Source organism: Oceanicaulis sp. (genome assembly GCF_965249665.1).
Classification (GTDB): Bacteria; Pseudomonadota; Alphaproteobacteria; order Caulobacterales; family Maricaulaceae; genus Oceanicaulis.
In genome coordinates, this window is the sequence record NZ_OZ252247.1 from 2451023 (window position 1) to 2475945 (window position 24923).

The 24923-nt window shown below is 61.6% G+C and carries 23 protein-coding genes; 14 read left to right on the forward strand and 9 right to left on the reverse strand.

Features of this window, described 5'->3' with window-relative positions; genetic code table 11:
- Window positions 1–4: 4 nt before the first annotated feature.
- The 10 genes from ACP154_RS11790 (at window position 5) to ACP154_RS11835 (ending at window position 9460) form a co-directional block, all read left to right on the forward strand.
- Window positions 5–1198: a M50 family metallopeptidase gene (locus ACP154_RS11790; RefSeq protein ID WP_421858959.1), complete on the forward strand. Its 1194-nt coding sequence runs from the start codon at window positions 5–7 to the stop codon at window positions 1196–1198.
- Window positions 1199–1233: 35 nt separating this feature from the next.
- Entirely contained in the window at window positions 1234–3639 is a 2406-nt protein-coding gene (gene bamA / locus ACP154_RS11795) for an outer membrane protein assembly factor BamA (RefSeq protein ID WP_421858957.1), read from the forward strand.
- A gap of 4 nt (window positions 3640–3643) precedes the next feature.
- Window positions 3644–4249, forward strand: a complete 606-nt coding sequence (locus ACP154_RS11800; RefSeq protein ID WP_107713143.1) for an OmpH family outer membrane protein — start codon at window positions 3644–3646, stop codon at window positions 4247–4249.
- A gap of 12 nt (window positions 4250–4261) precedes the next feature.
- The gene (gene lpxD / locus ACP154_RS11805; RefSeq protein ID WP_421858955.1) at window positions 4262–5290 is read left to right on the forward strand and encodes a UDP-3-O-(3-hydroxymyristoyl)glucosamine N-acyltransferase; all 1029 of its coding nucleotides are present in this window, start codon (window positions 4262–4264) and stop codon (window positions 5288–5290) included.
- Window positions 5287–5745 carry a 3-hydroxyacyl-ACP dehydratase FabZ gene (gene fabZ / locus ACP154_RS11810; protein ID WP_421858953.1) on the forward strand — a complete coding sequence of 153 codons (459 nt, stop codon included), beginning with the start codon at window positions 5287–5289 and terminating at the stop codon, window positions 5743–5745. Before lpxD ends, fabZ begins: the two co-directional genes overlap by 4 nt.
- Window positions 5746–5755: 10 nt before the next feature.
- The gene (lpxA, locus tag ACP154_RS11815; RefSeq protein WP_133723203.1) at window positions 5756–6547 is read left to right on the forward strand and encodes an acyl-ACP--UDP-N-acetylglucosamine O-acyltransferase; all 792 of its coding nucleotides are present in this window, start codon (window positions 5756–5758) and stop codon (window positions 6545–6547) included.
- Between the two features lie 3 nt (window positions 6548–6550).
- Window positions 6551–7435, forward strand: coding sequence for a UDP-2,3-diacylglucosamine diphosphatase LpxI domain-containing protein (locus ACP154_RS11820; RefSeq protein WP_107713147.1), 885 nt, complete (start codon window positions 6551–6553; stop codon window positions 7433–7435).
- Complete coding sequence (lpxB, locus tag ACP154_RS11825) at window positions 7407–8591, forward strand: lipid-A-disaccharide synthase (protein ID WP_421858950.1); 1185 nt, start codon at window positions 7407–7409, stop codon at window positions 8589–8591. The genes ACP154_RS11820 and lpxB overlap by 29 nt, the downstream gene beginning before the upstream one ends.
- 88 nt (window positions 8592–8679) lie before the next feature.
- On the forward strand, window positions 8680–9237 hold the full coding sequence (locus ACP154_RS11830) for a hypothetical protein (protein WP_421858948.1): 558 nt from the start codon (window positions 8680–8682) through the stop codon (window positions 9235–9237).
- A complete protein-coding gene (locus tag ACP154_RS11835) occupies window positions 9230–9460 on the forward strand; it encodes a helix-turn-helix transcriptional regulator (RefSeq protein ID WP_107713150.1) in 231 nt (76 codons plus the stop codon). Before ACP154_RS11830 ends, ACP154_RS11835 begins: the two co-directional genes overlap by 8 nt.
- A 68-nt stretch (window positions 9461–9528) precedes the next feature.
- On the opposite strand, the gene gltA is transcribed toward ACP154_RS11835, so the two are convergent.
- A complete protein-coding gene (gene gltA / locus ACP154_RS11840) occupies window positions 9529–10833 on the reverse strand; it encodes a citrate synthase (RefSeq protein ID WP_107713151.1) in 1305 nt (434 codons plus the stop codon).
- Window positions 10834–10889: 56 nt separating this feature from the next.
- The gene (gene gltX, locus ACP154_RS11845; RefSeq protein WP_421858946.1) at window positions 10890–12281 is read right to left on the reverse strand and encodes a glutamate--tRNA ligase; all 1392 of its coding nucleotides are present in this window, start codon (window positions 12279–12281) and stop codon (window positions 10890–10892) included.
- Between the two features lie 247 nt (window positions 12282–12528).
- Here gltX and ACP154_RS11850 point away from each other — a divergent pair, with 247 nt between their 5' ends.
- Window positions 12529–14511: a ComEC/Rec2 family competence protein gene (locus ACP154_RS11850; RefSeq protein WP_424993794.1), complete on the forward strand. Its 1983-nt coding sequence runs from the start codon at window positions 12529–12531 to the stop codon at window positions 14509–14511.
- A 1-nt stretch (window position 14512) separates the two neighbouring features.
- On the opposite strand, the gene ACP154_RS11855 is transcribed toward ACP154_RS11850, so the two are convergent.
- The 5 genes from ACP154_RS11855 to ACP154_RS11875 form a co-directional block, all read right to left on the reverse strand.
- A complete protein-coding gene (locus ACP154_RS11855) occupies window positions 14513–15187 on the reverse strand; it encodes a 2-hydroxychromene-2-carboxylate isomerase (protein WP_421858942.1) in 675 nt (224 codons plus the stop codon).
- Window positions 15188–15250: 63 nt separating this feature from the next.
- Window positions 15251–15928 carry a transcriptional repressor LexA gene (gene lexA, locus ACP154_RS11860; RefSeq protein ID WP_421858939.1) on the reverse strand — a complete coding sequence of 226 codons (678 nt, stop codon included), beginning with the start codon at window positions 15926–15928 and terminating at the stop codon, window positions 15251–15253.
- A gap of 84 nt (window positions 15929–16012) precedes the next feature.
- The gene (trpC, locus tag ACP154_RS11865; RefSeq protein WP_421858936.1) at window positions 16013–16804 is read right to left on the reverse strand and encodes an indole-3-glycerol phosphate synthase TrpC; all 792 of its coding nucleotides are present in this window, start codon (window positions 16802–16804) and stop codon (window positions 16013–16015) included.
- A gap of 28 nt (window positions 16805–16832) precedes the next feature.
- Window positions 16833–17849, reverse strand: coding sequence for an anthranilate phosphoribosyltransferase (gene trpD / locus ACP154_RS11870; RefSeq protein ID WP_421858933.1), 1017 nt, complete (start codon window positions 17847–17849; stop codon window positions 16833–16835).
- Window positions 17846–18433, reverse strand: a complete 588-nt coding sequence (locus tag ACP154_RS11875) for an anthranilate synthase component II (RefSeq protein WP_421858930.1) — start codon at window positions 18431–18433, stop codon at window positions 17846–17848. Before ACP154_RS11875 ends, trpD begins: the two co-directional genes overlap by 4 nt.
- An 89-nt stretch (window positions 18434–18522) precedes the next feature.
- On the opposite strand from ACP154_RS11875, the gene ACP154_RS11880 reads away from it, so the two are divergent.
- Window positions 18523–19503: a divergent polysaccharide deacetylase family protein gene (locus tag ACP154_RS11880; RefSeq protein ID WP_421858928.1), complete on the forward strand. Its 981-nt coding sequence runs from the start codon at window positions 18523–18525 to the stop codon at window positions 19501–19503.
- Here the strand turns inward: ACP154_RS11880 and trpE are convergent.
- Together trpE and ACP154_RS11890 are read right to left on the reverse strand one after the other, a co-directional pair.
- Window positions 19500–21002 carry an anthranilate synthase component I gene (gene trpE, locus ACP154_RS11885; RefSeq protein WP_421858925.1) on the reverse strand — a complete coding sequence of 501 codons (1503 nt, stop codon included), beginning with the start codon at window positions 21000–21002 and terminating at the stop codon, window positions 19500–19502. The two genes, ACP154_RS11880 and trpE, sit on opposite strands and share 4 nt — an antisense overlap.
- 16 nt (window positions 21003–21018) lie before the next feature.
- The gene (locus tag ACP154_RS11890) at window positions 21019–22926 is read right to left on the reverse strand and encodes a SurA N-terminal domain-containing protein (protein ID WP_421858923.1); all 1908 of its coding nucleotides are present in this window, start codon (window positions 22924–22926) and stop codon (window positions 21019–21021) included.
- Window positions 22927–23099: 173 nt separating this feature from the next.
- Here ACP154_RS11890 and tpiA point away from each other — a divergent pair, with 173 nt between their 5' ends.
- Together tpiA and ACP154_RS11900 are read left to right on the forward strand one after the other, a co-directional pair.
- On the forward strand, window positions 23100–23837 hold the full coding sequence (gene tpiA, locus ACP154_RS11895) for a triose-phosphate isomerase (protein ID WP_421858921.1): 738 nt from the start codon (window positions 23100–23102) through the stop codon (window positions 23835–23837).
- 74 nt (window positions 23838–23911) lie between these two features.
- Complete coding sequence (locus ACP154_RS11900; protein ID WP_107713162.1) at window positions 23912–24916, forward strand: response regulator receiver protein; 1005 nt, start codon at window positions 23912–23914, stop codon at window positions 24914–24916.
- Window positions 24917–24923: the final 7 nt, after the last annotated feature.

Consider the following 24923-nt stretch of genomic DNA (forward strand, 5'->3'; position numbering starts at 1 on the left):
CTACATGCTCGACTGGCTTGGGTCCGGAACCCTGTCCATTTTCGCCTTCATCCTGGTGATGGGCTTTGTCGTGATTATTCACGAGCTGGGCCATTATTGGGCCGGGCGGATGTGCGGCGTGCATGCGGACGCGTTTTCCATGGGCTTTGGCCCGACGCTGGTCTCGCGCACCGACAAGCTGGGGACGGTCTGGAAGGTCAGCGCCTTGCCGCTGGGCGGCTATGTCCAGTTCCGCGGCGACGCCAACGCCGCCAGCGCGCCCGATTACGACACGCTCGACAGACTGCGCGCGGAGCATCCCGATCCGGACAGCGTGCTGCATTTCAAACCGGTCTGGCAGCGCGCCTTCATCGTGGCGGCGGGGCCGCTGGCCAATTTCCTCTTGGCGATGGTGCTGTTCTCGGTCCTCGGGGTGATGAACGGCGAGCAGGTGATCGAACCGCGCATCGGTGTCGTGGAAGAAGGTTCGGCGGCGGCGCAAGGCGGTTTTCAATCCGGAGATCTGGTGACCGAAATCAACGGATCACAGATCAACAATTTCAACTCTATCCGCGAATATGTGGCCACCCGGGCCAATCAACCCATTCGCTTTACGGTCGAGCGGGACGGAGCGCCTGTCGAACTGACGGTCACGCCAGATCGCACCTTGCGGCCTGACGGTCTGGGCGGCGAGCGCGCTGTGGGCTTCATGGGCGTCGGCGTCTCTCAGGACGCGCAGATACAGGTGGTGCGTCCCGCGCTCTGGGAAGCGCCGGTTTATGGCGTGACACGGACGGTCGACACCACCGGCATGATCATCAGCTATCTTTCGCGACTGGTCACCGGCCGCGCCTCTACCGAGCATATCAATGGCCCTGTTGGCATCGCTACGACAGCGGGTCAGCTGGCAAATCTGGCGGTCAGTGATGGGGGCGCGGCGCAGCCTGTGGGTCTGCTGACGCGGCTTGAACGGCTGTTTGTGGTGATGCTGGCGCTGTCGGCTCTGTTAAGCGTCGGACTGGGGTTAATGAATCTTCTGCCCATTCCGGTTCTCGACGGCGGGCACCTTGTGTACTACGCCTATGAAGCGATAGCGAAGCGCCCGCCAAGCCCCTCCGTTCAGGAAATTGGGTTTCGGCTGGGTCTTGGCTTGATTTTGGCCATGTTCTTGGTGGCCACTTGGAATGATTTGAGTTATTTGCGCGGACAGTTCCTGTGACAGGGGGCGTCGCGGGCGAGGGACGAGGGCCTTTCATGAATGTGATTTTCAAAGGATTGGCGGCTGCGCTCCTGAGCGTGATTACCGCAGGCGTCGGCCATGCGCAGGATGCGGGCGTTAACCCCGTCACCTCCGCCTCCGAGACGGCGCAGGTGGAAAGCTCACCGGAACGAGCTCAGCAGCCCATCCTGCAGATCCTTGTGGAAGGCAATCAGCGCGTCGAAGCGGATACGATTCTGTCTTATCTGCTGATCCAGCCCGGAGATCTTCCCAACTCGCGTTTGATCAATCTGTCGATCCAGACCCTTTACAGCACCAATCTGTTCTCCGACGTCAGAGTGGCCGTCGACGGCGCGTCGCTGGTTCTTTACGTGGAAGAGAACCCCATCGTTAACCGCGTGATTCTGGAAGGCAATCGTGCGATTGGCGATGACAAGATCACTGATGAAATTGAGCTTCAGGCCCGCGCCCTCTTCACGCGCTCGCGCGTGCAATCTGATGTGCAGCGCATACTCGAAGTCTACCGACGCTCGGGCCGGTTCGCCGCTCAGGTGACGCCGCAGATCGTCGAACTGCCCCAGAACCGCGTCGACCTTGTTTTTGAAATCTCGGAAGGACCGGTGACGGGCGTCGAGCGCATTTCGTTTGTCGGCAATGAGGCGTATTCTGATCGCCGCCTGCGCGGTGAGATCGTCACCACCGAGGCGCGGTGGTGGAAATTCTTCAGCTCCAACGACAATTACGACCCTGACCGGATCGAATATGACCGTGAGCAGCTGCGCACCTTCTATAATGACCGCGGTTTTGCGGATTTCCGCGTGACCTCGGTTTCCGCTGAACTCGCGCCTGACCAGTCTGAATTCTACGTCACCTTCACCATGGACGAAGGTGAGCGCTATGAATTTGGCGAGATCACCGTCGAGACCGAGATCTCGGATCTGAACATTGAATATCTTGAAGCGGTGCTGCCCACCCAGCCTGGACGGCTCTATGTGGGCAGCCTGATCGAGGACGCCACGGATTCGCTGACCTTTGCGGCCGGAGCCGCCGGTTACGCTTTTGTGGATGTCAGTCCGCGCGTGTCGCTGAACCGCGAAGACCAGACAGTCGACATCAATTATGTCATCGAGGAAAGCCCACGCGTTTACATTGAACGCATCGACATTATCGGCAACACCCGGACCCTGGACCGTGTGATCCGACGTGAACTCGATCTGGTGGAAGGCGACGCCTTTAACCAGGCGCTTGTGAACGTTTCGCGCTCCCGTGTCGGTCAGCTGGGCTTCTTTGAAGATGTGGAGGTCGAGCCAATCCAGGGCAGCGCTCCCGATCGCGCCCAGGTTCAGGTGCGGGTTGCCGAGCAGCCCACGGGTGAGTTGGCTTTCGGCGCGGGATTCTCCTCGACGGATTCCTTCCTGGTCGACTTTTCGATCTCTGAGCGCAATTTGCGCGGTCGCGGCCAGTTCCTGCGCTTGCGGGTCTCCACCAGCTCGCGCCAGCAGCAGATCGATATCCGCTTTACCGAGCCGCGCTTTCTCGATCGCAATCTTGCGGCAGGTTTTGATCTGTTCCGCGTGAGGTCTGACTTCTCCAGCGAAGCGTCGTTTGAGACAGAGTCTACCGGCATCACGCTGCGCGCCGGCTTCCCGCTGACGCGGGCTGTGCAAGCGGGCGTCAGCTACACGATGCGGACCGATGATGTCACCACGTTTGCCGGCGTTTCAGAATCCATCCAGCGCGCGGCGGGCTCTCGGGTCACATCCTTGCTGGGCTATTCGCTGCGCTGGAACCGGACCGATGATTTCCGTGAACCGACACGCGGGTTCCAGTTGAGCTTCAACCAGGATTTCGCCGGGATTGGCGGCGATGTCCGCTATGTCCGTTCTGAACTTCAAGGCGGCGTTTATCGCAGCGTTTGGCGCGATCGTCTGGTCTTCAGCGCCACCGGTTCAGCTGGCTATCTGTTCTCTTGGGGCGGCGACACCGCGCGCATTAACGACCGTTTCTTCAAAGGCGGCAATTCCTTCCGCGGCTTTGAAACGGCCGGCATCGGCCCCCGGGTCGTCCAGCGCCGGGCCGAACCCCTTGAAGATGGCGACGAGTTTGTGTCCGGCGATGCTCTGGGCGGTAATTTCTACGCCATTGGCGCTTTTGAAATGGGCTTCCCACTCGGCTTGCCGGAGCAGTACGGCATTCGCGGCAGCCTGTTTACAGAATTCGGTACGGTCGGCGTCCTGCCTGACGACGACCAGATCGACGATGATGGCACAGAGTCCGCCATCTTCACCGTTGACGACCTGGCGCTGCGCGCATCGGCCGGCATGAGCATCTTCTGGGATTCTCCATTCGGCCCGGTGCGGTTCGACCTGGCGCACGCCTTTATCAAGGAAGATTACGACCAAGGGGCGTTCTTCCGCTTCAGCACACGAACGGGGTTCTAAACTCATGAAACGTCAGATTTTCGCCGCTATGCGCCCGCTGCGCATGCTCGCTGCAGCTCTCGCTCTGACCATTGGTTTCAGCGCTGCGAGTTTTGCTCAGGGTGTGCTCGTCATGAACGAACAGCGCATCCTCCGAGAGAGCGCTGTCGGTCAGCACATCGCCTCCCGTCTGGAAGCCATCGGCCAGGAAATCCAGGCCGAACTCGGACCGCAGCAAACGGCCATCCAGACTGAAAGCGAAGCGCTTAACGCTGAACTGTCCGCCCTGTCTGAGGACGCGATCCGTCAGCGTCCGGATCTGGCCGCACGGTATGAAAGCCTGCAGCGAGACGCCGCGACCTTCGAGCAGACCCGCCGTATCCGCGCCCAGGAGCTGCAAGCCACCGAACAGCAGGCCATGCGTCCGGTTTTGCCTATCCTTCAGGAAGTGCTGCAAGAGATCGTCACCGAGCGGAACGCCAGCGTGCTCATTGATCGCTCGGTGGTGGTTTTCGCCGCTGATTCCGTCGACATCAGCCAGTCTGCGATCGAGCGTCTGAACCAGCGGATCTCGACCACGCCGGTCAATCGCGTGCGCGTGCCCACCCAGCCTGCTCAACAGCAGCAATAAGGTTGGTCTGATATGGGGGCCGACCCGCGATTTTTTGAGCGGCTCGGCCCGCTCAAGGCTTCTGACATCGCCGCGCTTATCGGGTCTGACCTGATCGGCGACGGCGATGTCGCTGTTTTTGACGTCTCCACGCCTGACGCCGCATCGGCGGGAGAATTGTTGTTTCTGGCTGGCAAGGCGCCGCCGGAAACGCCGCCAGTTGCAGGCGTCGCCATTGTGCCGGATGCGAGCTGGGCTGACGCTTTGCCCCAGTGCGAGACGGTTCTGGTCCACAGGGCGCCGCGCGCAGGGTTTGCGCAAGCCGCGGCCCGGCTGTTGGCCACCCGTTTCCATGACGGCGGCGACTTTATTCACCCCTCTGCACAGATCGCTGCGACGGCCCGCCTCGCGCCAGGTGTCATTGTCGGGCCGGACGCTGTCATTGGCGAGGGTGCGCGCATTGAGGCGGGAGCGATCATTGGACCGGGCGTCGTCATCGGCGCTCAAACCCGGATCGGCGTACGCGCAAATGTGCAATGCGCGTTGATTGGGGTGAAGTGTGAAATTTCCGCTGGCGCGGTGGTGGGCGAAGCCGGATTTGGTCTCGCTTATGAAAAAGGCGAGGTTTTCACCTTGCCGCATCTGGGCCGCGTCGTCGTCGAGGATGAGGCGACGCTTGGCGCGAATGCGACTGTGGATCGCGGCATGCTAAGTGACACCCGGATCGGCAAAGGCGCGCGGATCGATAATCTCTGCCATATCGGACACAATGTGGATGTGGGCGAATACGCCGTGATGGCGGCGTTCGCCGGCATTTCAGGCAGCACGGTCATTGGAGCCGGTGCGCAATTTGGCGGTCGTGTGGGCGTGGCGGATCATTTGAAAATTGGCGCCGGGGCCAGGCTTGCTGCGGATGCGGCCGTTATGAAAGACGTGCCGCCTGGCGAGACCTGGGCGGGGTCGCCTGCACAACCCATTCAAAGCTTTATGCGTGAAACAGCGTGGCTGCGGCGCGCGGTTGGGCGCAAGTCCAAGCCTGAGCGCAAGAAGGATGAGACATGAGCGAAGAGACGATGACCATCGGGCCTGATGAAATCCTGCGCCGGTTGCCCCATCGTTACCCGTTCTTGATGGTGGACCGGGCTGAAGCCTATGTGCCGGGCGAGTCCATTGTCGGGTTCAAATGCGTCTCGGCGGCCGAGCCGCATTTTCAGGGACATTTCCCCGAAAACCCGGTCATGCCGGGCGTGCTGATCATCGAAGCGCTGGCTCAGACGGGCGCGATCCTGATGTCAAAAACGCTCGATGCGGACATCTCCAATACCCTGATCTATTTCATGGGCGTTGAACAGGCCAAGTTCCGCCGCCCCGTTCGTCCGGGCGATGTGCTGGAGATGCCCGTTGAGGTGACAGCCAATCGCCGCGGCGTTTTCAAGTTCAAAGGCGAAGCGCGCGTCAACGGCGTTCGGTGCGCGGATGCGACCTTCTCCGCGACCTCGGCCCCGCGCGACGCCTGACGGAGCGAGCATGACTCACACCATCCATCCCACCGCCCTTGTGGACGACAGCGCCCGGCTCGGCGACGGCGTCGAGATCGGCCCGTTCTGCATTGTCGGTCCGAACGTCAAGATCGGCGACCGGACGCGATTGATCTCCCATGTGACGCTGAACGGCCAGACCGATCTGGGCGCCGATTGCGTTTTGCATCCCTTCGTTTCACTCGGTGAGCCGCCCCAGGACTTCAAGTTCAAGGGTGGCGATGTGCGTCTGATTGTCGGGGATCGCAACATTCTGCGTGAGCAGGTGACCATGCATATGGGCACCGAGAGCGCAAAGGGCGTGACCGAGGTCGGCTCAGATAATTTCTTTATGGTCGGGGCGCATGTGGCCCATGACTGCACGGTCGGCAATCATGTGGTCTTCGCCAACAATGCGACGCTGGGCGGTGATTCCACGGTGGCCGATTACGTGATCATGGGCGGGCTGTCGGCTTTGCACCAGCAATGCCGGATCGGCAAATATGCCTTTATCGGCGGCGGCGCGCCGGTGACCGGCGATGTCATTCCCTATGGCATGGTGGATAATCTGGGCGCGTTGGCAGGCCTCAATCTCGTAGGGCTCAAACGCCGCGGCTTTGCACGCGATGCGATCCATGATCTGCGTGCGGCTTACCGCCTGGTCTTCGCCAATGAAGGCGCGTTCAACGAACGGATCGAGGATGCGGCGCGTCTGTTTGAAAACCGACCGGAAGTGATGGATATCGTTGAATTCATCCGCACCCCTGCCAAGCGTCCGCTCTGTTCTCCAGAGGGGCGGTAGGTTTTGGCGGTGTTTGAGCGTCTGGGCCTGATTGCGGGGGGCGGGGACCTTCCGGTCTATGTGGCCGAAGCGGCTCAGGGCGGTGATCGTCTGGCGTGCGTGATTGCGCTCAAAGGGTTTGCAGACCCGACCCGCTATGACAGTCCGATCATTCGCGGCATCGCTCAGCTCGGGCAGGTGGTCAAGGATCTGCGATTGGCCGATTGCGATGCTGTCTGCTTCGCGGGCATCGTTACGCGTCCTGACTTTTCCGCGCTCAAGCCTGACCTCAAGGGCATGGCGTTCCTGCCTCAGGCGCTCGCGGCCGCGACCCGGGGAGATGACGCGCTCCTGCGGGCGATTGTCGGCTTTTTTGAGAAAGAGGGCTTCACCGTTGTTGGCGCCAACGACATCGCAGATGAACTTCTGGTCGCGCCTGGCCTGATTGGCGCGGTCGAGCCGGGTCCCGGCGTGCGTGCTGACGCCGCAAAGGCGCTTCACATCGCCGGGGTCACAGGCGCTGAGGATATCGGACAGGGGGCTGTGGTTTGCGACGGGCTGGTGTTGGCTGTGGAAGCTCAGGAAGGCACCGATCAGATGCTGGCGCGCGTCGCTGGCTTGCCGCCCGAGCTGAGAGGCTCCGCCATCACTCGCAAGGGGGTTCTCGCCAAGCGCCCCAAACCTGATCAGGAACGACGCATTGATTTGCCGGTGATCGGTGTCTCCACGGTTGAAGGCGCAGCGCGCGCAGGGCTAGCCGGTATCGTCATCCCTGCCGGCGGGGCTATGGTTTTAGGCCGAGAGGCTGTTGCGCGCGCCGCCGATGCGGCAGGGCTGGCGGTCTGGGCCGTAACACTGGACGAGCTGCCGGGTGTCTGTGATGACCGAACCTCTGACCGTGAAGACTGAACTGGCGCGTGCGCCGCGGATTTTCCTGGTGGCGGCGGAACCGTCTGGCGATGCGCTGGCGGGCGACCTGATCGACGCGCTGCGCGCCTTGCGCCCAGATGTGGATATCGCCGGTGTAGGCGGGCCAGAGATGGCCAAGCGCGGCGCCGTCTCGCCTTTTGATATCTCAGAACTGTCGGTTTTTGGTTTGTTTGACGGGCTGAAAATCATCAACCTTGTCCATCAGCGCGCCCAGGAAACAGCGGACGCCGCCAAGGCATTTGGCGCGGATGCGGTCGTGCTCATTGATTCCTGGGGGTTCATGCTGCGCGCCGCCTGGAAACTGCGTGAGGCGTTGCCTGGCGTGCCGCTGATCAAATATGTCGCGCCCCAGGTGTTCGCAGCCCGGCGCGAGCGCGCCAAGGTCGCCGCCGACACATTTGATCATCTGTTGGCGATCCATCCGTTTGACGCGCCATACTTCACCGAGCATGGCATGGATGTGAGCTTTGTGGGCAATCCCGCGCTCGAGCGGGATCTGAGCGGCGACGGCGCAGCTTTTCGCGCCCGTCACGGCGTCAGCCCTGAGGATCCGCTCTTGCTGGTCTTGTTCGGCAGCCGGATGTCGGAATTGACCCGGTTGTTCCCGCGCTTCGCTGACGCCGCTCGCCGGTTGAAAGCCGAGCGCCCCAAGCTCCGACTCATCACCCCGCTGGCTCCCTCGATTGCCGACAAGGCGCGGGAGATGATCAAGGCCGAGCCCGCCTTTGATAATTTGCTCATTGTGGATGGCGAGGAACGCCGGGACGCCTTCCACGCCGCTGATGTGGCGTTGGCCTGCTCAGGCACGGTGACGCTGGAGCTGGCGCGATTGGGCGTCCCCACTGTGGCGGCCTATCGTTTGGGCTGGCTGGCCTGGGCGGCGGCGCGCTTTTTCCTGATGAAGTCGAAATACATCTCGCTCGCCAATATTGCCGCAGACGAGATGCTGATCCCCGAACATGTCCAGACCCAATGCCGGGGCGATGTGCTCGCAGACAGCGTTGCCGCCTTGCTGGACGATCCGGCGCGACGGTCTGACCTGTCGGCCAAGCTGCGCGCGGTCACCGACCATATGCGCGGCGAGGGTGGATCGCCGTCTGCGAACGCTGCGGCAGCCGTGTTATCCCTGATTTAGACGAAACCTGCGTTGAACCATGGCGACAGGCTTGTGCATTGAAAGGTAGTATATATACTACATTTTAAAGCTTAAACAGGAGGCTGTCATGCGTGCCCAGGGGCCGCTTCACGGGTTGTACAGTGCGGACGCGAATGACGATCCAAGCAAGGCGCTCGCGTGGGCGCCGACGTCCAAGCGACGCAGTCTGGTGTTTTTTGCGCTGTTGATCTTTGCAGTCTTCGCCCTTGCCTTATCCCTTGTAAGCGAAGGCGTTATACAGGCGCTGATCTCACAAACATCGATAACCCAGTCCGTCTCAGGTCTGGCTCCGGTACTGTTGATTGGCTCGGTTCTGGCGTTCTGGCTGGACAGACAGCTCTTTCTCGCAAGCCGTCCTGCTTTTTCCGTACCGGGCGAGCCATATGACGAGCGTCAGCAAGCCCTTGTCGCCATGGCGACGCGGCAGGGTCTGAAGCTGGCGCTCGGGCTTATGGTCATGGTCGCGGCGGTGGGCGCATCTCCATTGCCGGCAGGATATTCGGTTGGCGTGGGTCTAGCCGCGGTCACCCTGGCCCTGTCCGGACCACAATTGGTGCTGGCGTGGTCGTTGAGCCCGACTGATTTTGACTTTTCAGGCGATGAGGATGAGGACGCCGATGGCTGATCCCGTCGCCTTCCAGAACCGGGTGAAGACCTATCGGGTAGATCGGGGCCTGTCGCGTCAGGCCCTGGCGGACCGTGTACAGGTGCATCCGCAGACCATTGGCGCGATCGAACGCGGCCAGTTCAATCCCACCATCGAGATCGCGTTGCGCTTGTCTGAGACACTGAGCGTTGGCCTGGATGATTTGTTTTCACGGGACGGGTTTGGGGCGCTAAAGACTTAGTGGACCCATAAAAGAAAACCGGCGAAGCTGCTGCTCCGCCGGTCTTTTTAGATTTAGTTGTTCGTAGATTAGCGCTTGTCGATACCGACGAAGTCGCGCGCGGTCGCGCCGGTGAAGGCCTGACGCGGACGACCGATTTTCTGGCTCGGATCCTCGATCATTTCCGACCATTGCGCAATCCAGCCCACGGTGCGGGCCAGGGCGAACAGCACGGTGAACATCTCGGTCGGGAAGCCCATGGCTTTCAGGGTGATGCCCGAATAAAAATCGATATTCGGATAGAGCTTCTTCTCTACGAAGTATGGATCTTCCAGCGCGATCTTCTCCAGCTCCATGGCCACAGCCAGCAGCGGATCATTGCGCACGCCCAGTTCGTCCAGCACGGCGTGACAGGTCTCGCGCATCACTTTGGCGCGCGGGTCATAGTTTTTGTACACGCGGTGGCCAAAGCCCATCAGGCGGAACGGATCGTTCTTGTCCTTGGCCTTGGCGACGTATTCGGGGATGTTCTCCACCGATCCGATTTCCGCCAGCATGTTCAGCGCCGCTTCATTGGCGCCCCCATGGGCCGGGCCCCACAGCGAGGCGATGCCGGCCGCGATGCAGGCGAACGGGTTGGCGCCCGAAGAGCCGGCCAGACGCACGGTCGAGGTCGACGCGTTCTGTTCGTGGTCGGCGTGCAGGGTGAAGATCTTGTCCATGGCGCGCGCCAGGGTCGGGGAGACTTCGTATTTCTCCGCCGGGACCGCGAAGCACATCTGCAGGAAGTTCGACGCGTAATCGAGATCGTTCTGCGGCGTCACAAAGGGCTGACCGATGTGATACTTGTACGCCCGCGCCGCGATGGTCGGCATCTTCGCGATCATGCGGTGAGACGCGATCAGACGCGCCTGCGGGTCATTGACGTCTGTTGAGTCGTGATAGAACGCGGACAGCGCGCCCACAGTGCCGACCATGATCGCCATCGGGTGGGCGTCACGGCGGAAGCCGCGGAAAAACTGGTCGAACTGGTCGTGCAGCATGGTGTGGCGACGGATCGTCCAATCAAACTCTTCGAGTTCCTTGGCGTTCGGCAGCTCACCGTTTTGAAGCAGATAGGCGACTTCGATGAAGCTGGCGTTATCGGCCAGCTGATCAATCGGATAGCCGCGATACAGAAGCGTGCCTTCGTCGCCGTCAATATAGGTGATCTGGCTTTCGCACGACGCAGTGGACGTGAAACCGGGGTCAAAGGTGAAAACACCCGCATTTTTATAAAGCGCACGAATGTCGATGACGTCCGGACCGATGGAGCCGCCATACACAGGCAGGTCATAAGTCTCGCCGTTAATCGACAGCTGTGCGGAACCTTTCGGTTGAATCTTGTTTTCCATATCTCCAACCCCTTTTCTATGGGTCATGATGAACGCGGCCTGTGAAGGGGCGCGACCTAGTCCATCACGTCATTGAGCCGATCCAGAACTTCATCTCGTCCCAGAACCGCCAGTACGAAACTCATATCCGGCGCTGGCGCGCCACCGGTGAGGGCCGCTCGGAGCGGCTGACCCACCTTGCCAAATCCAACGTCTTCAGCTTCTGCGAAAGCATTAAGCACCTCGCCCAGAGCCGCCTCGGTCCAGTCTGGCGTCTCCCTTAAAACCACCGCAAGACGCGATAAGAGCGCTTTGGCGTCATCTTTGAGCGCCTTCGCAGCTTTGCCCGTTATCTCGATCGGACGAGAACGGATAAGGAAATAGGTCTGATCGTCCAGTTCTGCGAGGGTCGCCGCCCGTTCTTTCAGCACTTTCATTGCTGAAGACACCCAGACTTTCGCCTGATCATCCAGCCGCACATCCTCGCGACCCTCAAGGCGGTTCCAGAGCAGATCGGTCAAACGCGCATCGTCCGCGCGTTTCATATGCCAGGCGTTGACGCTGGACATCTTGTCAAAATCCAGCCGCGCCGGGCCTTTGCCGAGACCTTTCAGGTCAAAGGCCTCAATCATTTCAGCGTCGGTGAAATATTCCTGGTCGCCTTTGGACCAGCCCAGCCGCAGCAGATAATTGCGCAATCCTTCAGGCAGATAGCCCATATCGCGATAGGCTTCCACGCCCAGCGCGCCATGACGCTTGGACAATTTCTTGCCATCGGGACCATGAATGAGCGGGATATGGGCGAAGACGGGGATGTCCCAACCCAGCGCAGTATAGATCTGGGCCTGACGCCCAGCATTGGTCAGGTGGTCGTCGCCGCGGATAATATGAGTCACGCCCATATCATGATCATCGACCACAACGGCGAGATTATAAGTGGGGTTCCCGTCACCGCGCAAAAGCACAAGATCGTCAAATTCCTTGGCGCCCCAGCGCACCTGTCCCTGGACCGCATCCTCGATCACCGTATCGGTGTCCGAGGCGCGAAAGCGCACTACGAAAGGCGCATCAGCAGGCGCTTCGGACGCAGCGCGGTCGCGCCAGGGCGAGCGCAGCGCCCGGCCTTCAGCGAACGCCTGTTCGCGCAGGGCTTCTGTTTCTTCCGTCGTGCAATAGCACCGGAATGCAGCGCCTTTTTCGATCAGCGCATCCACGATTTCACGGTGACGGTCGGCGCGCGCGAACTGAGAGACGGTCTCGCCATCCCAATCAAGGCCAAGCCAGCTCAGCCCGTCCACGATCGCCTGGACCGTCTCGTCCGTTGAGCGGGCGCGATCGGTGTCTTCAATACGCAGCTTGAATTCACCGCCATTGGCCCGCGCGAAAAGCGCGTTGAACAATGCGGTGCGAGCGCCGCCAATATGCAGATAGCCAGTCGGGGACGGGGCGAACCGGGTGATGATTTTCATATGATCTTGCAATCGCGAATTCATGCTGCAGTGCGAAGGGTCGTGCTCTTTAGCACGCCAAACCGCTTCCGTCATAGCCTCAGCCTGATGTTCACGCCAAAATGAAGGTGTGAAGCCGCTCAGATTTCCACCCTCAGGGGAAATCCCCGCCCTGCGCCAGGCGCTCCTCGCCGGGTTGGGCGCTCCGTTGACGGTAAATGCACCTGATCCATATCGGCTGATCTTATGGGCCCCGATCGCACTTGCGGTGGGATCGGCGTCTTATTTCTCCTGGCCGGATGAACCAGGTGGCATCCCAGTCCTGGCAGGCCTTGTGCTGACCACGGTTTGTGGTCTGGCCTGGTGCGTGCGCCGCGATGTCAGCACGCTGTATCTGTGGGTTTTACTCGGCTGCATCTGTCTGGGCTTTGTTCTTGCGGGCCATCGCAGCCATGCGCTGGCGCCGCCGCCGCTCGAGCGTTTCGTCAGCGAACGCAGCGCGCAAGTGACAGGCTGGATCGAACGCGTGGAACGATTGGACGGGCGCGCGCGACTGTTGATCCGGGTCCATGAGCTGGAACATGCCGACGTGCCGCCGCTTCGCGTGCGCGTCCGGGCGGGGCTGGGCGCATTTGAACCGGGCGACGCGGTGCATGTTCGCGCCCGCCTGTCGCAGCCCTCTGCGCCGGTCGCCGCAGGGGGGTATGATCCGGGCCGAGCAGCCTGGTTTGATCAGATTGGACTGACGGGATACGCGATCTCAGAGCTTGAACCCGCTGAGATCGCCGCGCCAAGACCCGTTATGCTCGAGTTGGCGCAATTTCGATGGCGCTTGTCAGAGCGTTTGCAAGCGGGGGCTGGGCCACGCACAGGCGCTGTGGCGGCGGCTTTGCTGACCGGGGAGCGGGCGCGAGTGTCTTTTGAGGACGCAGAAGCGCTGCGTTTGTCAGGGCTTGGCCACATCCTGGCGATTTCCGGCTTGCACATGGCCTTGTTTGCGGGCGGCGCGTATTGGCTGATCCGTCTGCTCTTCGCAGCCTGGGAGCCTTGGGCGCGGGGCCATGACCCACGAAAGCCCGCCGCCCTGGGCGCGTTGGTGGCCGCGAGTCTCTATCTGGTCGTGTCAGGGGCGGCGGTGTCCACCCAGCGCGCCTATATCATGGCGTTCGTGGTGCTGGTCGGCGTCTTGTGCGACCGGCAGGCCTTCTCCATGCGGTCTTTGGCTCTGGCGGCGATTTTCATCATTTTCATAACGCCGGAAAGCGTCATCGAGCCGGGGTTTCAGATGAGCTTCGCCGCTGTTGCGGCCTTGATCGCCAGCTTTGACGTTTTTCGGCGTTGGCGGCCAGAGGGCGGAGGCTCAACCTCGCTCCTCGCCAAGCTCAAAGACGCGATAGCCGGATTGAGCGCGACCTCGCTGATCGCAGGATCAGCGACCGGGGCGTTCGCGGTGTTTCATTTTCAACGCATGGCGGCCTATGGATTGTTGGCCAATCTGGCCGCTATGCCGCTGTTCACATTCTGGGTGATGCCGGCAGGCGGCGCGGCGCTCCTGTTTTCGGTGATTGGTCTCGAAGGACCGTTTCTCTGGGTTATGGATCAGGGGCTGCGACGGGTTCTGGACGTGGCGTATTGGGCGTCCTCGCTCGAGGGCGCTGTGGTGGGCGCGAACGCCGCCGATCCCGCTCTGTTGGCATTATACGGTCTGGGCTTTGCCTGTCTGGTGATCGGGCTTGGGTGGATGCGTCTGAGCGGTGGTGTTCTGGTTTGCGCGGCCTTGGCGCTATTCATGGTGCAGGCGCCGCCTCAGATGATGATCACGGACGGAGGCGTGGTGCTGGCGCGCTTTGAGGGGGGCGGCGACGACTTCACTGTGACACACCGAAGGCGCGGCCGCTTTGATGCGCGCGTCTTCCTGCAACGCACCGGAGCGAGCTATCGCCCGGAACGCGCGGCGCTGGCTTGTGATGCTCTGGGATGCACGGGGCGCACCGCGGAGGGCTTGTTGCTGGCCGTCACTGATCAGCCAGAAGCGTTGGAAGAAGACTGTGACCGGGCGGATCTGATCGTTTTTGACGGGGTCGTCTCCGCCTGGCGCAAGCGCCGCTGCGCGGCCTTGCTTTTAGATGATGAGGCGCGGGCCGATCTCGGCGGGCTCGAATTCTGGGTGCATGAGGGCCGGGTTGTCCGTATGCGCAGCGCCGAGCAAGCCCGCCAGGGCCGTTTATGGGGCGGCGCGCAGGGCAGCTAGCCTATTGAAGCTTGAGCCCGGATTGCGCCATGCGCCAGAGCAGAGTGTCTATGCGGTCCTGACCGAAGAAAGGTTCGCCGTTAAACACCATCAGCGGCACGCCCCAATGGCCTGCTGCGTCCTGATTGGATTCATTCTCAAGGATCTGAGCGTCAATCTGGCTCGATTGGGCATCCGCTTCCGTATTGAGCCAATCGGGGTCGAGCCCGGCCTTGTGCGCGGCTTCATCCAGCGCGCCGTCATCGGTCCAGGGTGTCTCATAGCCCGCGCTGGCGCCGCCCCAGATGCGTCGGCTGGCGGCGGCGATATACGCCAGGCCATCGCCTGTCTGCGTCGCCAGAACGCCCAGTCGGTTGAGGTAAGTGATGCGCGGCTGTTCTGGGGCGATCTTCAGTGTGCTGAGATCCTGAACGATCGGATCCGGGGTAGGGGCGCTGATGGGCAGACCCAGGCGTTCCGCCTCCCGCGCCACATCGATGAGCACATAATGGATCCAGCGCGAATCGCGTTCTTCAAAGAATTCAGGGCTGCGCACCGCCAAAGGCCGCACGATGCGCACATTCACCGTAAAACAATATTGGTCGCGAAGCGCCAGCAGGCGCTGCGCCGCGATATAGCTGTAGGGACTACGAAACGACCAATAGAGGTCAAAGCTGAGCGCGGCCTGGTCTGTCATGTCTGCACTGTCCTGATTGGGGCAATCCCTGTCGCGCAGACTAAACCGCTCCAAACAGCGCGCCTAGTGATAGCGCCGGATCAAGCCGACAAGCCGTCCTTGAACCTTGACTTCGTTGGGGCCGAAAATCCGGGTTTCATAGGCCGGGTTCGCCGCTTCCAGAGCGATGGAGCCGCCCTTTTTGCGCAGTTTTTTCAGCGTGGCTTCTTCGTCATGGACCAGTGCAACCACGATATCGCCGGTATTGGCGGTGTCTCCGCGTTTGATAACCACCAGATCGCCGTCAAGGATACCAGCCTCGATCATGGAATCGCCGTGCACTTCGAGCGCGAAATGCTCGCCGCCGGAAATCATGTTCGCGGGGACGGGCAAGCGATCGGTTTCATGCTGAATCGCTTCGATCGGCACGCCGGCCGCGATCCGGCCCAGAACCGGAACCTCCACGCCCTGGCTGCTGTCCTCATGAGAGGGCGCGCCGAAGGGGGCTTTCACCACATTCGAGGGGGGAGCAGGCGAGGGCGCGCCGGTTTGCGGCAGTTTCAGCACCTCGAGCGCCCGCGCTCGGTGCGCCAGCCGCCGGATGAAACCGCGTTCTTCCAAAGCGCTGACCAGACGGTGCACGCCGGACTTGGAGGCGAGATTGAGCGCTTCTTTCATTTCATCAAAGGAAGGCGACACACCGTCTTCAGACAGACGCTTGTTGATGTAGAGCAAAAGCTCGTGCTGCTTTTTGGTCAGCATAACCGCCTCTTGGAACAAAATAGAAACTTACTAAAAGTGTTCTATGCATGTTCCGTCTTAACGTCAAGTGAAGCTGCGATGCCTTTATCGCCCCATAAGGGTCCGCGTCGCCGCTGTGACATCGTCTTGCCGCATCAGGCTTTCACCCACCAGCAGAGACGTCGCGCCAGCGTGCTGCAATCTGACCGCGTCGTCACGGGTGAAGATGCCGCTTTCCGCCACCAATAGCCTGTCGTCACCCACCATGGGGGCAAGTGTTTCAAAGGTTTCCAGTGATGTCTCAAAGGTGCGCAGATTGCGGTTGTTCACCCCTACAAGCGGGCTGGGCAGGGCCAGAGCGCGTTCCATCTCGGCGGCGTCATGCACTTCGACTAAAGCATCCATGTTCCATTTGAACGCTTCCTCGATCAGCGCCGCAGCGAGCGAATCATCCACGCTGGCGAGAATCACCAGGATGCAATCCGCGCCGAGCGCGCGCGATTCGGCGACTTGCCAGGGATCGTAGAGAAAATCCTTGCGCAAGACTGGCAAGGACACCGCTGCACGCGCCGCGACCAGATACTCGTCATGGCCCTGAAAGCTGGGCGCGTCTGTCAGTACAGACAGGCAGCTGGCGCCCCCATCTTCATAGGCCTTGGCGAGTACGGGCGGGTCGAAGTCTGCGCGGATCAATCCCTTGGAGGGGCTGGCTTTTTTCACTTCAGCAATCAGGCTGAGGCCATTCGCAGCCGCATCACGGTCCAGCGCCGCCTTGAACCCGCGCACAGGCGAGGCGTCCCGAGCGCGTTCGCAGACCGCGTCATAGCTCATCGCAGCTTTACGCGCGGCGATGTCGGCGCGCTTATAGGCTTCAATACGGTTCAGGACGTCGCTCATGGGGCGTTCTCTTAACAGGGATAGACGCTTAGGCGTTGCTGGCTTTGACAAGGGCGTCGAGGGCGGATTGCGCGCGGCCGTCATCAATCGCGGCGCCAGCCAGCTCGGCGCCCATCTTCAGATCATCTGCGAGGCCGGCGAGCTTGAGGGCGGCGGCGGCGTTGATCAGGACAATATCGCGATAGGGGCCGGGCGCGCCTTTCAGAAGGTCGCGGATCGCCTCAGCGTTCTCCTCAGGGTCCCCGCCCTGCAAATCTTCCAGCGCCGTTCGCTTGAGGCCCGCATTCTCAGGCGTGATCTCGTATTCAAGGATCTCACCGTTCGGCGTCAGTTCGGCCACATAGCTGACGCCTGTGGTGGTGATTTCGTCCAGTCCGTCTTCGCCATGCACGATCATGGCGGCGTTCGCGCCGAGGCCGCGCAAGGCTTCAGCCATCGGAACCAGCCATTTGCGGTCAAACACGCCCAGCAGCTGACGTTTCGCGCCGGCGGGGTTGGATAGCGGACCCAGCATGTTGAAGATCGTCCGCACGCCCAGCGTTTTGCGCGCGGGCCCCACATGGCGCACTGCGCCGTGATGGGCCTGGGCGAACAAAAAGCCCACACCCGCCTGGTCCAGTGCGGCTTTGACCTGTTCCGGACTGGCGAACAGGTTCACGCCCAGGCTTTCCAGCACTTCCGCAGACCCTGATTTGGACGAGGCGGCCTTGTTGCCGTGTTTGGCCACGACGGCTCCAGCGCCCGCGGCTACGAGTGCTGCGGCGGTCGAGATATTCCAGGTGCCGCGCGCATCGCCGCCGGTGCCGCACGTGTCGATCGCGCTGTCTGGCGCACTGACAGGCGTCATGCGGGCGCGCATGGCCCTGGCGCCGACCATCAGCGCTTGCGGGCTTTCACCCAAAGCGGTCAACGCCAACAGAAACCCGCCGATCTCGACGGGATCGGCCTGACCTTCCATCAGGGCGTCAAAGGCGTCGGCCAGCGCGGTCTCATCGGGTTCTTGACCCTGAGCCAGGGCCTGAATGGCGGGACGCATGCGGGTCATGCCGCTTGCTCAGCAGACAGTCCCGCCAGACGCAGGAAATTGCCGATCAGCGCATGGCCATGCTCGGATGCGATGGATTCAGGATGAAACTGAACGCCGTGAATGGGGCGGGTCTTGTGCCTCAGACCCATGATCTCGCCGTCTTCGGTATGGGCATTGGCGACCAGGTCCGTGCCGTCGGGCAGATCCACCGCCAGAGAGTGATACCGTGTCGCCTGATAGGGCGAGGGGAGGTCGGCGAAGACGCCCGTGCCGTCATGGCGGATCGGGCTGGTCTTGCCGTGCATGATGGCCTTGGCCTGCACGACCTTGCCGCCAAACACCTGACCGATGGATTGAAAGCCCAGGCAGACGCCAAAGATCGGCAGGTCTTCCCGCGCACTTCTGATCAGATCCAGGCAGATGCCCGCACGGTCCGGATCACAAGGGCCAGGGCTGATCAGCACGCCTTGCGGACTGAGCGCCAACGCCTCCTGTGCGCTCATCGCGTCATTGCGAATGACGCGGGTCGGCGCGCCCAGCTCCTGGACGTAATGGACCAGGTTGAAGGTGAAGCTGTCATAATTGTCGATGATCAACAGCATGGGGCGCTCGCGGCATCGGTGAAAACTGATGTGGAACTTAAGCAAGGCGACACGCGCCGCCAACCGCGACTCGCTGTAAATAGGTACAGATGATCCGTACTGCTTCATATGCGCCGCATCTGGGCTCGGCCTTGGCCGCTGGGTTTATGCTCGTGGCGGCGCTCGCGTATAATCTGGGCGCCAAGAGCAGCGAAGCCGAGGCGCGCGCCGTCGCTGCGCCTGTAGATCTCGCCTCTCGCCAACTCGCCTCGTCCTGGCCTGGCGTGATCCGTGTCGAGGCGGCGGAGGGACTCGACGCCGCGCCTGAGCGTTCTGCCGCTGAGCCTTCAGTCCTCGAGCCAGACCCGGTTGCGCCCATGCTGTTAACGTCGGCTGCGACGCCCCGTCGTCCGCAACTGGCTGTCATCATTGATGATGTAGGTCTGGATATTGGAACGGCCCGGCGTCTGATCGCACTGGATGCGCCTGTCACCTTGTCCATCCTGCCCTATGCCGAGGCGGCGTCGGTGATCGCCCGTGAAGCTGCAGAGGCGGGACGGGAAGTCTTCGTGCATTTGCCAATGGAGCCGGTGGGCGTGGAAGACCCCGGCCCGCACGCCCTGACTGAAGTTCAGAGCCCGTCCGAAATGGCGTCTCGCATTGATTGGGCCTTTTCGCGTGTGCCCGGCGCTGTGGGGTTCAATAATCACATGGGCAGCCGATTGACCTCGGATCGGCGCGCCATGGATGCGGTTTTTTCAGCAAGCGGTTTGCCCCGCTCCATGATTTTCGTGGATTCGCTGACCCATCCGCGCTCGCAGGCCGCCTCTGCGGCGCTGTCTGCGGGCCTGACGGCGATGACGCGCGATGTGTTTCTGGACCATGTGCCGGACGAGGCGTCTGTGAGCGTGCAGCTGAACCAGGCGCTGGCTCTGGCGCTGCAGAACGGGCAGGCGATCGCCATCGGTCATCCGCGCCCTGAAACCCTGGCGGTGCTGGCGGATCTGTCGCGCCGGGCGGACGCTGTGGGCGTGGAACTGGTGACGATTAGCGCATTGGGCGCTGCTCAGTCTCAAGCCGCAGACAGTTAGACGAAACGCCAGGCTTCTGCGGCGGCGCGGAACAGGGCGCGAGCCTTGTTCACGGTCTCCTGGTGTTCGGATTCCGGATCGGAATCGAGCACGACGCCAGCCCCTGCCTGCACATGCATGCGGCCGTCCTTGACGATGGCGGTGCGCAGCGCGATCGCCATATCCATATCGCCATTGGCGCCGAAATACCCAACGGCGCCGGCATAGATGCCGCGACGATGGGGTTCGAGTTCGTCGATAATCTCCATGGCTCGAACCTTCGGCGCGCCGGACACCGTGCCGGCGGGGAAGCCGGCCATCAGGGCAGAAATCGCATCTTCGCCGTCCGCCAACTGGCCTTCCACATTGGAGACGATGTGCATGACATGGCTGTAGCGCTCGATGATCTCGCGCTCTGTTATGCGAATTGTGCCCGGCTTGGCGACCCGGCCCACATCATTGCGACCCAAGTCGAGCAGCATCAAATGTTCAGCGCGTTCCTTGGGATCTGCACGCAAATCCGCTTCATGGGCCTGATCGGCTTCTTCAGAATTGCCGCGCGGGCGGGTTCCGGCGATCGGGCGGACAGTGACGGTTTCGCCGCGCAAGCGCACCAGTATTTCCGGGCTTGAACCCACAATGGCGAAGCCGGGCAGGTTGAAGAAATACAGGAAGGGCGACGGGTTGGTCCGGCGCAAGGATCGATATAGCGAGAGCGGTGTCGCCGTATAGGGCGCGGAGAAGCGCTGGCTTGGGACCACCTGAAAAATATCGCCGGCGCGAATATAGTCTTTCGCGGTCTCGACATTCTGGCGGTATTGGGCGGGTTCCATATTGCTGACCGGGTCGGGTATGGACCAGGGTTCAGACGCGCTGGCGATCGGGGCCGGGGCGTCCAGCCGGGCGAAGACCGCTTCGATCCGGCGCCGCGCGGCGTCGACTTGCAAGTCAGGGTCGGCGCCGGGCACGGGCCGGACGGGAGCAGCGGCGAGGATTTCCTGACGCAAGGCGTCAAACACCACCATCACGCGCGGACGCAACAATTGCCCTTCGGGCAGGCCCAGCGGTTCGGGCGCGGCCTGATCGGGCAGGCGCTCGACCTGCCGGATCATGTCATAACCCAGATAGCCAAACAGGCCCGCAGAGATGGGCGGCAGGCCAGACGGCAGGGTCAGTCGGCTGTCTTCAATCAGCTGACGCAGCGAGTCGAGCGGTTTGTCCGCACAGGGTTCAAACGCGCCAGGCGCAACGCCGGGGGCGGGCGCGTGGGCGATTTCGGCCTGATCCCCGCGGCAGCGCCAGATCAAGTCGGGATCCAGGCCGATGGCGGAATACCGGCCGCGGAACGCGCCGCCTTCCACACTTTCCAGCAAGAAGGTGTTGGCGTTGTGAGACGCGAGTTTGAGATAGGCCGAAACAGGCGTCTCAAGATCGTCAACGCGGGTGGCGGTCAGCAGCACGGTCTGACCGCGCGCGCACAGCTCGGTCGCCGTGTCGATGTCCGGAGCGAAGACAGTCATGAAACGCTAGGGCCTGTTATTGCGTCGTGGTCCGACCCAGCGCCTGATCAATCAGGGCCTGGTCTGTGCGGACGTCATAGGCGTTGATCAACGCGCTGGTGACGATCTGGGTGGCGTCATTGCGCAGCTCACCCGTCAGCTCTTGCTGTGACGGGCGTTCCGCCTGCGCCGGGTCCACTGCGATCACGTCATCCACGATGACAATGGCGCGGGTGGTCTGGTTGCCGGCGCGGGAGGCGAAGCGTTCTCCCTCAGGCAAACGGAAGGCCTGGCCGACCAGCTGGGCGCTGAACGGGCCCGCCGTCTCGCCACGTCCCAGAACCGCCGTTTCAACCCGGGCGCCGGTTCCAAGGAAGTCGGCGATGGCGTCAGCCGATTCGCCCGCATCCAGGCGCGCTTGCACCTCATCGACCAGAGTTTGCAGGCGGTTGTCCGTTTCACGCATGGTCCAGAATTGCGCAGCGTCTTCACGCACTTCAGAAAGCTCTGACAGGCGTGCAGGCTCGATTTCATCCACGCGAACCACAAAATACCCGCCATCTTCGCCATAGCTTTCAAGATCGGTCGCGAAGCCTTGTTGAGCGCTGAATGCAGCCGTGAGAAGGTCAGGGTTTTGCAGCAGGGTGAGCGCCGGCTCGCGGTCGGCTGAATAGCCGTTCGCCGCGACGAAATCGATCCGTTCGGCGATCAAGCCCGCTTCCATGGCGGCTTCTTCAAGCGTCGCGCCATTGCCGCGTTCTTCCTCGAAAACGCCCAAGGCGTCCAGCATCATGCCTTCGGCGTTATCGCGCGCCAGCTCGTCACGCAATTCAGCTTCAAGCTCTTCAAGCGAAGGCGTATCAGGGTCAGATGCGGCGTCAATGCGCACCACACGCCAGCCCAGCTGGCTTTCAATGGCGGCGATCTCGCCGACACTCATGGTGAACGCCTGCTCGGCGATCTGACCGTCGGGCACCTGATAGGATTGCACGTCGGCGAGAGCCACTTCCTCGCCCAGGCTCAATTCGCTCACAACCGTTGAAACCGTCTCGCCAGCGCTGAGGCGCGCGGCGGCGGCTTCGGCTGTCTGCTGATCTGGCGCCGGCCACTGGGTCAGAGAGCGAGTTGCAGGTTCCGCCAGATCGCCGTTCTCAAGACGAAAATCATAAAGCGCCTGGAGGTCTTCGTCAGACACGTCGACATCACGCAGGAAATCTGTCGGGCTGATGCGCATGAGCGTTATGCGACGCTGTTCAGGACGTTCAAAGATTCGAGCATTTTCAGCGATGAAAGCCGTTAGCGTGTCATCATCGGGCGCTTCAGGCGCATCCACCAGGCTGGGCTGGAGAAACACGGCGCGCAGGCTGCGGCGCTCGCCGTTATAGGCGGCGCGGATGTCGCTAAAAATCTCGGGCGCGTAGACGCCGCCCAGAGCCGCGGAGATGAACTGTCCGCGACGCAGCTCGCTGGTGATGTCGCCTTCAAACTGGCGCTCGGCCAGCGGACCGCGATATCCGTTATCGCGCAACACCGAGGCGTAGGTGTTCGGATCAAACTGGCTGGTGAACGGGTTCTGGAAGGCGTCAATGGAGCGCAGGGTCTCAAACAAGGTGTTGTCAGAGATTGTCAGGCCCATTTGATCAGCCTTTGCGTCAACCGCGGTTTCCGCGATCAGGCGTTGCACCACAGAATCACCCAAGCCCATCTGATCGGCCTGTTCACGGGTGATTTCGGGATTGTCGCGCTGGATCTGAAACAGTTGGCGCTCATAGGTGCGCGCCAGCTCGGATGCGCTGACCGTTTCAGGCCCCACCACCAGAGCAGCGCTGCTGTTGCTGCGGAAGATATCTGTCACGCCCCACAACGCAAAGGCGGCGATAAGCAGCGCGATAATCATACCGCCGATAATGGGCGAACGGGCGAGCGAGCGGATAAGCGACAGCATTGAGCGTTCCAGATCAGTCCAAAGGGCTGGTGAGCATAGCGGCGGGACCGTAGCCGGGCGGGGCTTGTGCGGCAAGCAGGCCAGTGCGTTGCGGCCTCACTCTTACACTGCTATTTCAGCGCGCCGCGTCTGATCCACAGAGGCGTTGGACATAAACAAGACAAAAATCGGGGATGGCGATGATGCGGCGCAAGCTAGTGGCGGGCAATTGGAAGATGAACGGTCTGGTTAAGGATCGCGACTTCCCGAGCGCGCTGTCTGACGCTCTGGACGCCGAACCGCGCTGCGATGTGCTGCTCTGCCCGCCAGTGACGCTTTTACCCCTGATGTCATCGCATAAGCCCGACTGGCTCCAGCTGGGCGCGCAAGATTGCGCACCCCAAGCCTCGGGCGCGCACACAGGTGATGTCAGCGCCGCCATGCTGGCGGACCTGGGGTGTACTCATGTGATTGTCGGCCATAGTGAACGCCGGACGGATCACAGGGAGACCAATGAAGTCGTGAAGGCGAAAGCCCAGGCTGCGCTCGAGGTCGGCCTGACTCCGATCCTGTGTGTGGGCGAGACATTGGAGGAGCGTGAATCGGGCGAGGCGGAATCTGTTGTGGTCACCCAGCTTCTGGCCAGCCTGCCACGCTGTGCGGCGGACAAGATCGTCATCGCCTACGAACCTGTCTGGGCGATAGGAACTGGGCGCACCGCAACGCCTGAGGATGCGCAAGCTATGCACGCCGCCATCCGGGCGGCCTGGCCCGGAGATGATAGGGATGCGCTGCGCGTTGTTTACGGCGGCTCGATGAATCCCGGCAATGCAGACTCTCTACTCAATCAGCCTTGTATTGATGGCGGACTTGTTGGCGGCGCCAGTTTGAAGCCTCAAGACTTCGCCCGAATCATCCAATCGGCCCGGTAAGGCGATCTTCAGAGTTTCTGGGTAACGTCCATCCCTGAATAATGACATGGCCTGAAAAACAGGCGGGGTGGTGAATGAGCGATATCGATTACAGCCGGGCGAGCGTCGCGCTCTATGATCCGGTGTCTGTGAACCAGCGCACCACGCGGTATTCACTGCATGAGATTGGTTTTCGCGACATCTTTCAGCTCAATACGCTGGCGGAACTGCGCCGTATCGTTCAGGACGACGCCCCACACCTGATCATCGCGGAAACGGCGGATCACGAAGCAGAAGTGTTTCGTCTTGTCCGCTCCATCCGCTCGGGCGAAGTGTCTAACAACCCCTTTGTGGCCTTGCTGCTGACATCCTGGCGACGTGATGCGGATCTCGTGCGCAGCGCCATTGGCTGCGGCGCGGACGATCTCTTGATCCGGCCATTGTCAAACAGCTTTGTTGAAGACCGTGTGCGGACGCTGGTCCGGGCGCGCAAGCCGTTTATTGTGACCAGCGATTATATCGGGCCAGACCGGCGCAAGGATAAGGACCGCGGCGCAGGCTCAGCCAAGCCTATCGAGGCGCCCAACGTGCTCAAGGCGGTGGTCACCAATGACATCGAGGCGCTTCAGCGGGCGCACGCCTGGATCGACGAGGCCCAGCGCACCGTTGAAGGCGAGCGTCTGCGCCGTCTGTGCATGCGGATCATTGTGGGCGCCGAAGCGGGCATGCGCGAAATGAAAGCAGGCCGTCAGCCCGCCATCGATCTCAAGGAATTTGAGAACAGCGCGCGTGAATTGCGCGCCCGCATGGCGAAATTCCGGTCCAGCGAAGCATCGCGGGTTGCAAAAGCACTCGTCGACATCTCGCTGGAGCTGCAAGAGCAAGCAGGGCTCAGTCTCGCGAATCTGTCTTTGGCCAAGGAACTCTCCATGGCCGCCTATGTGGCCTATGCCGGCGATGACGGCATGGAGCGCTCACAGGACGAAATGGCGAAGGCGGCTGAGGCGCTTCAAAAGCGTATGGCGATGGCTTCGGCGCGGAAGATACAGGTGGAAGGTGGCGCTCCGCCTCCAGCTGAGCTAAAACGCGCGGCCAACTAGTCCGTCG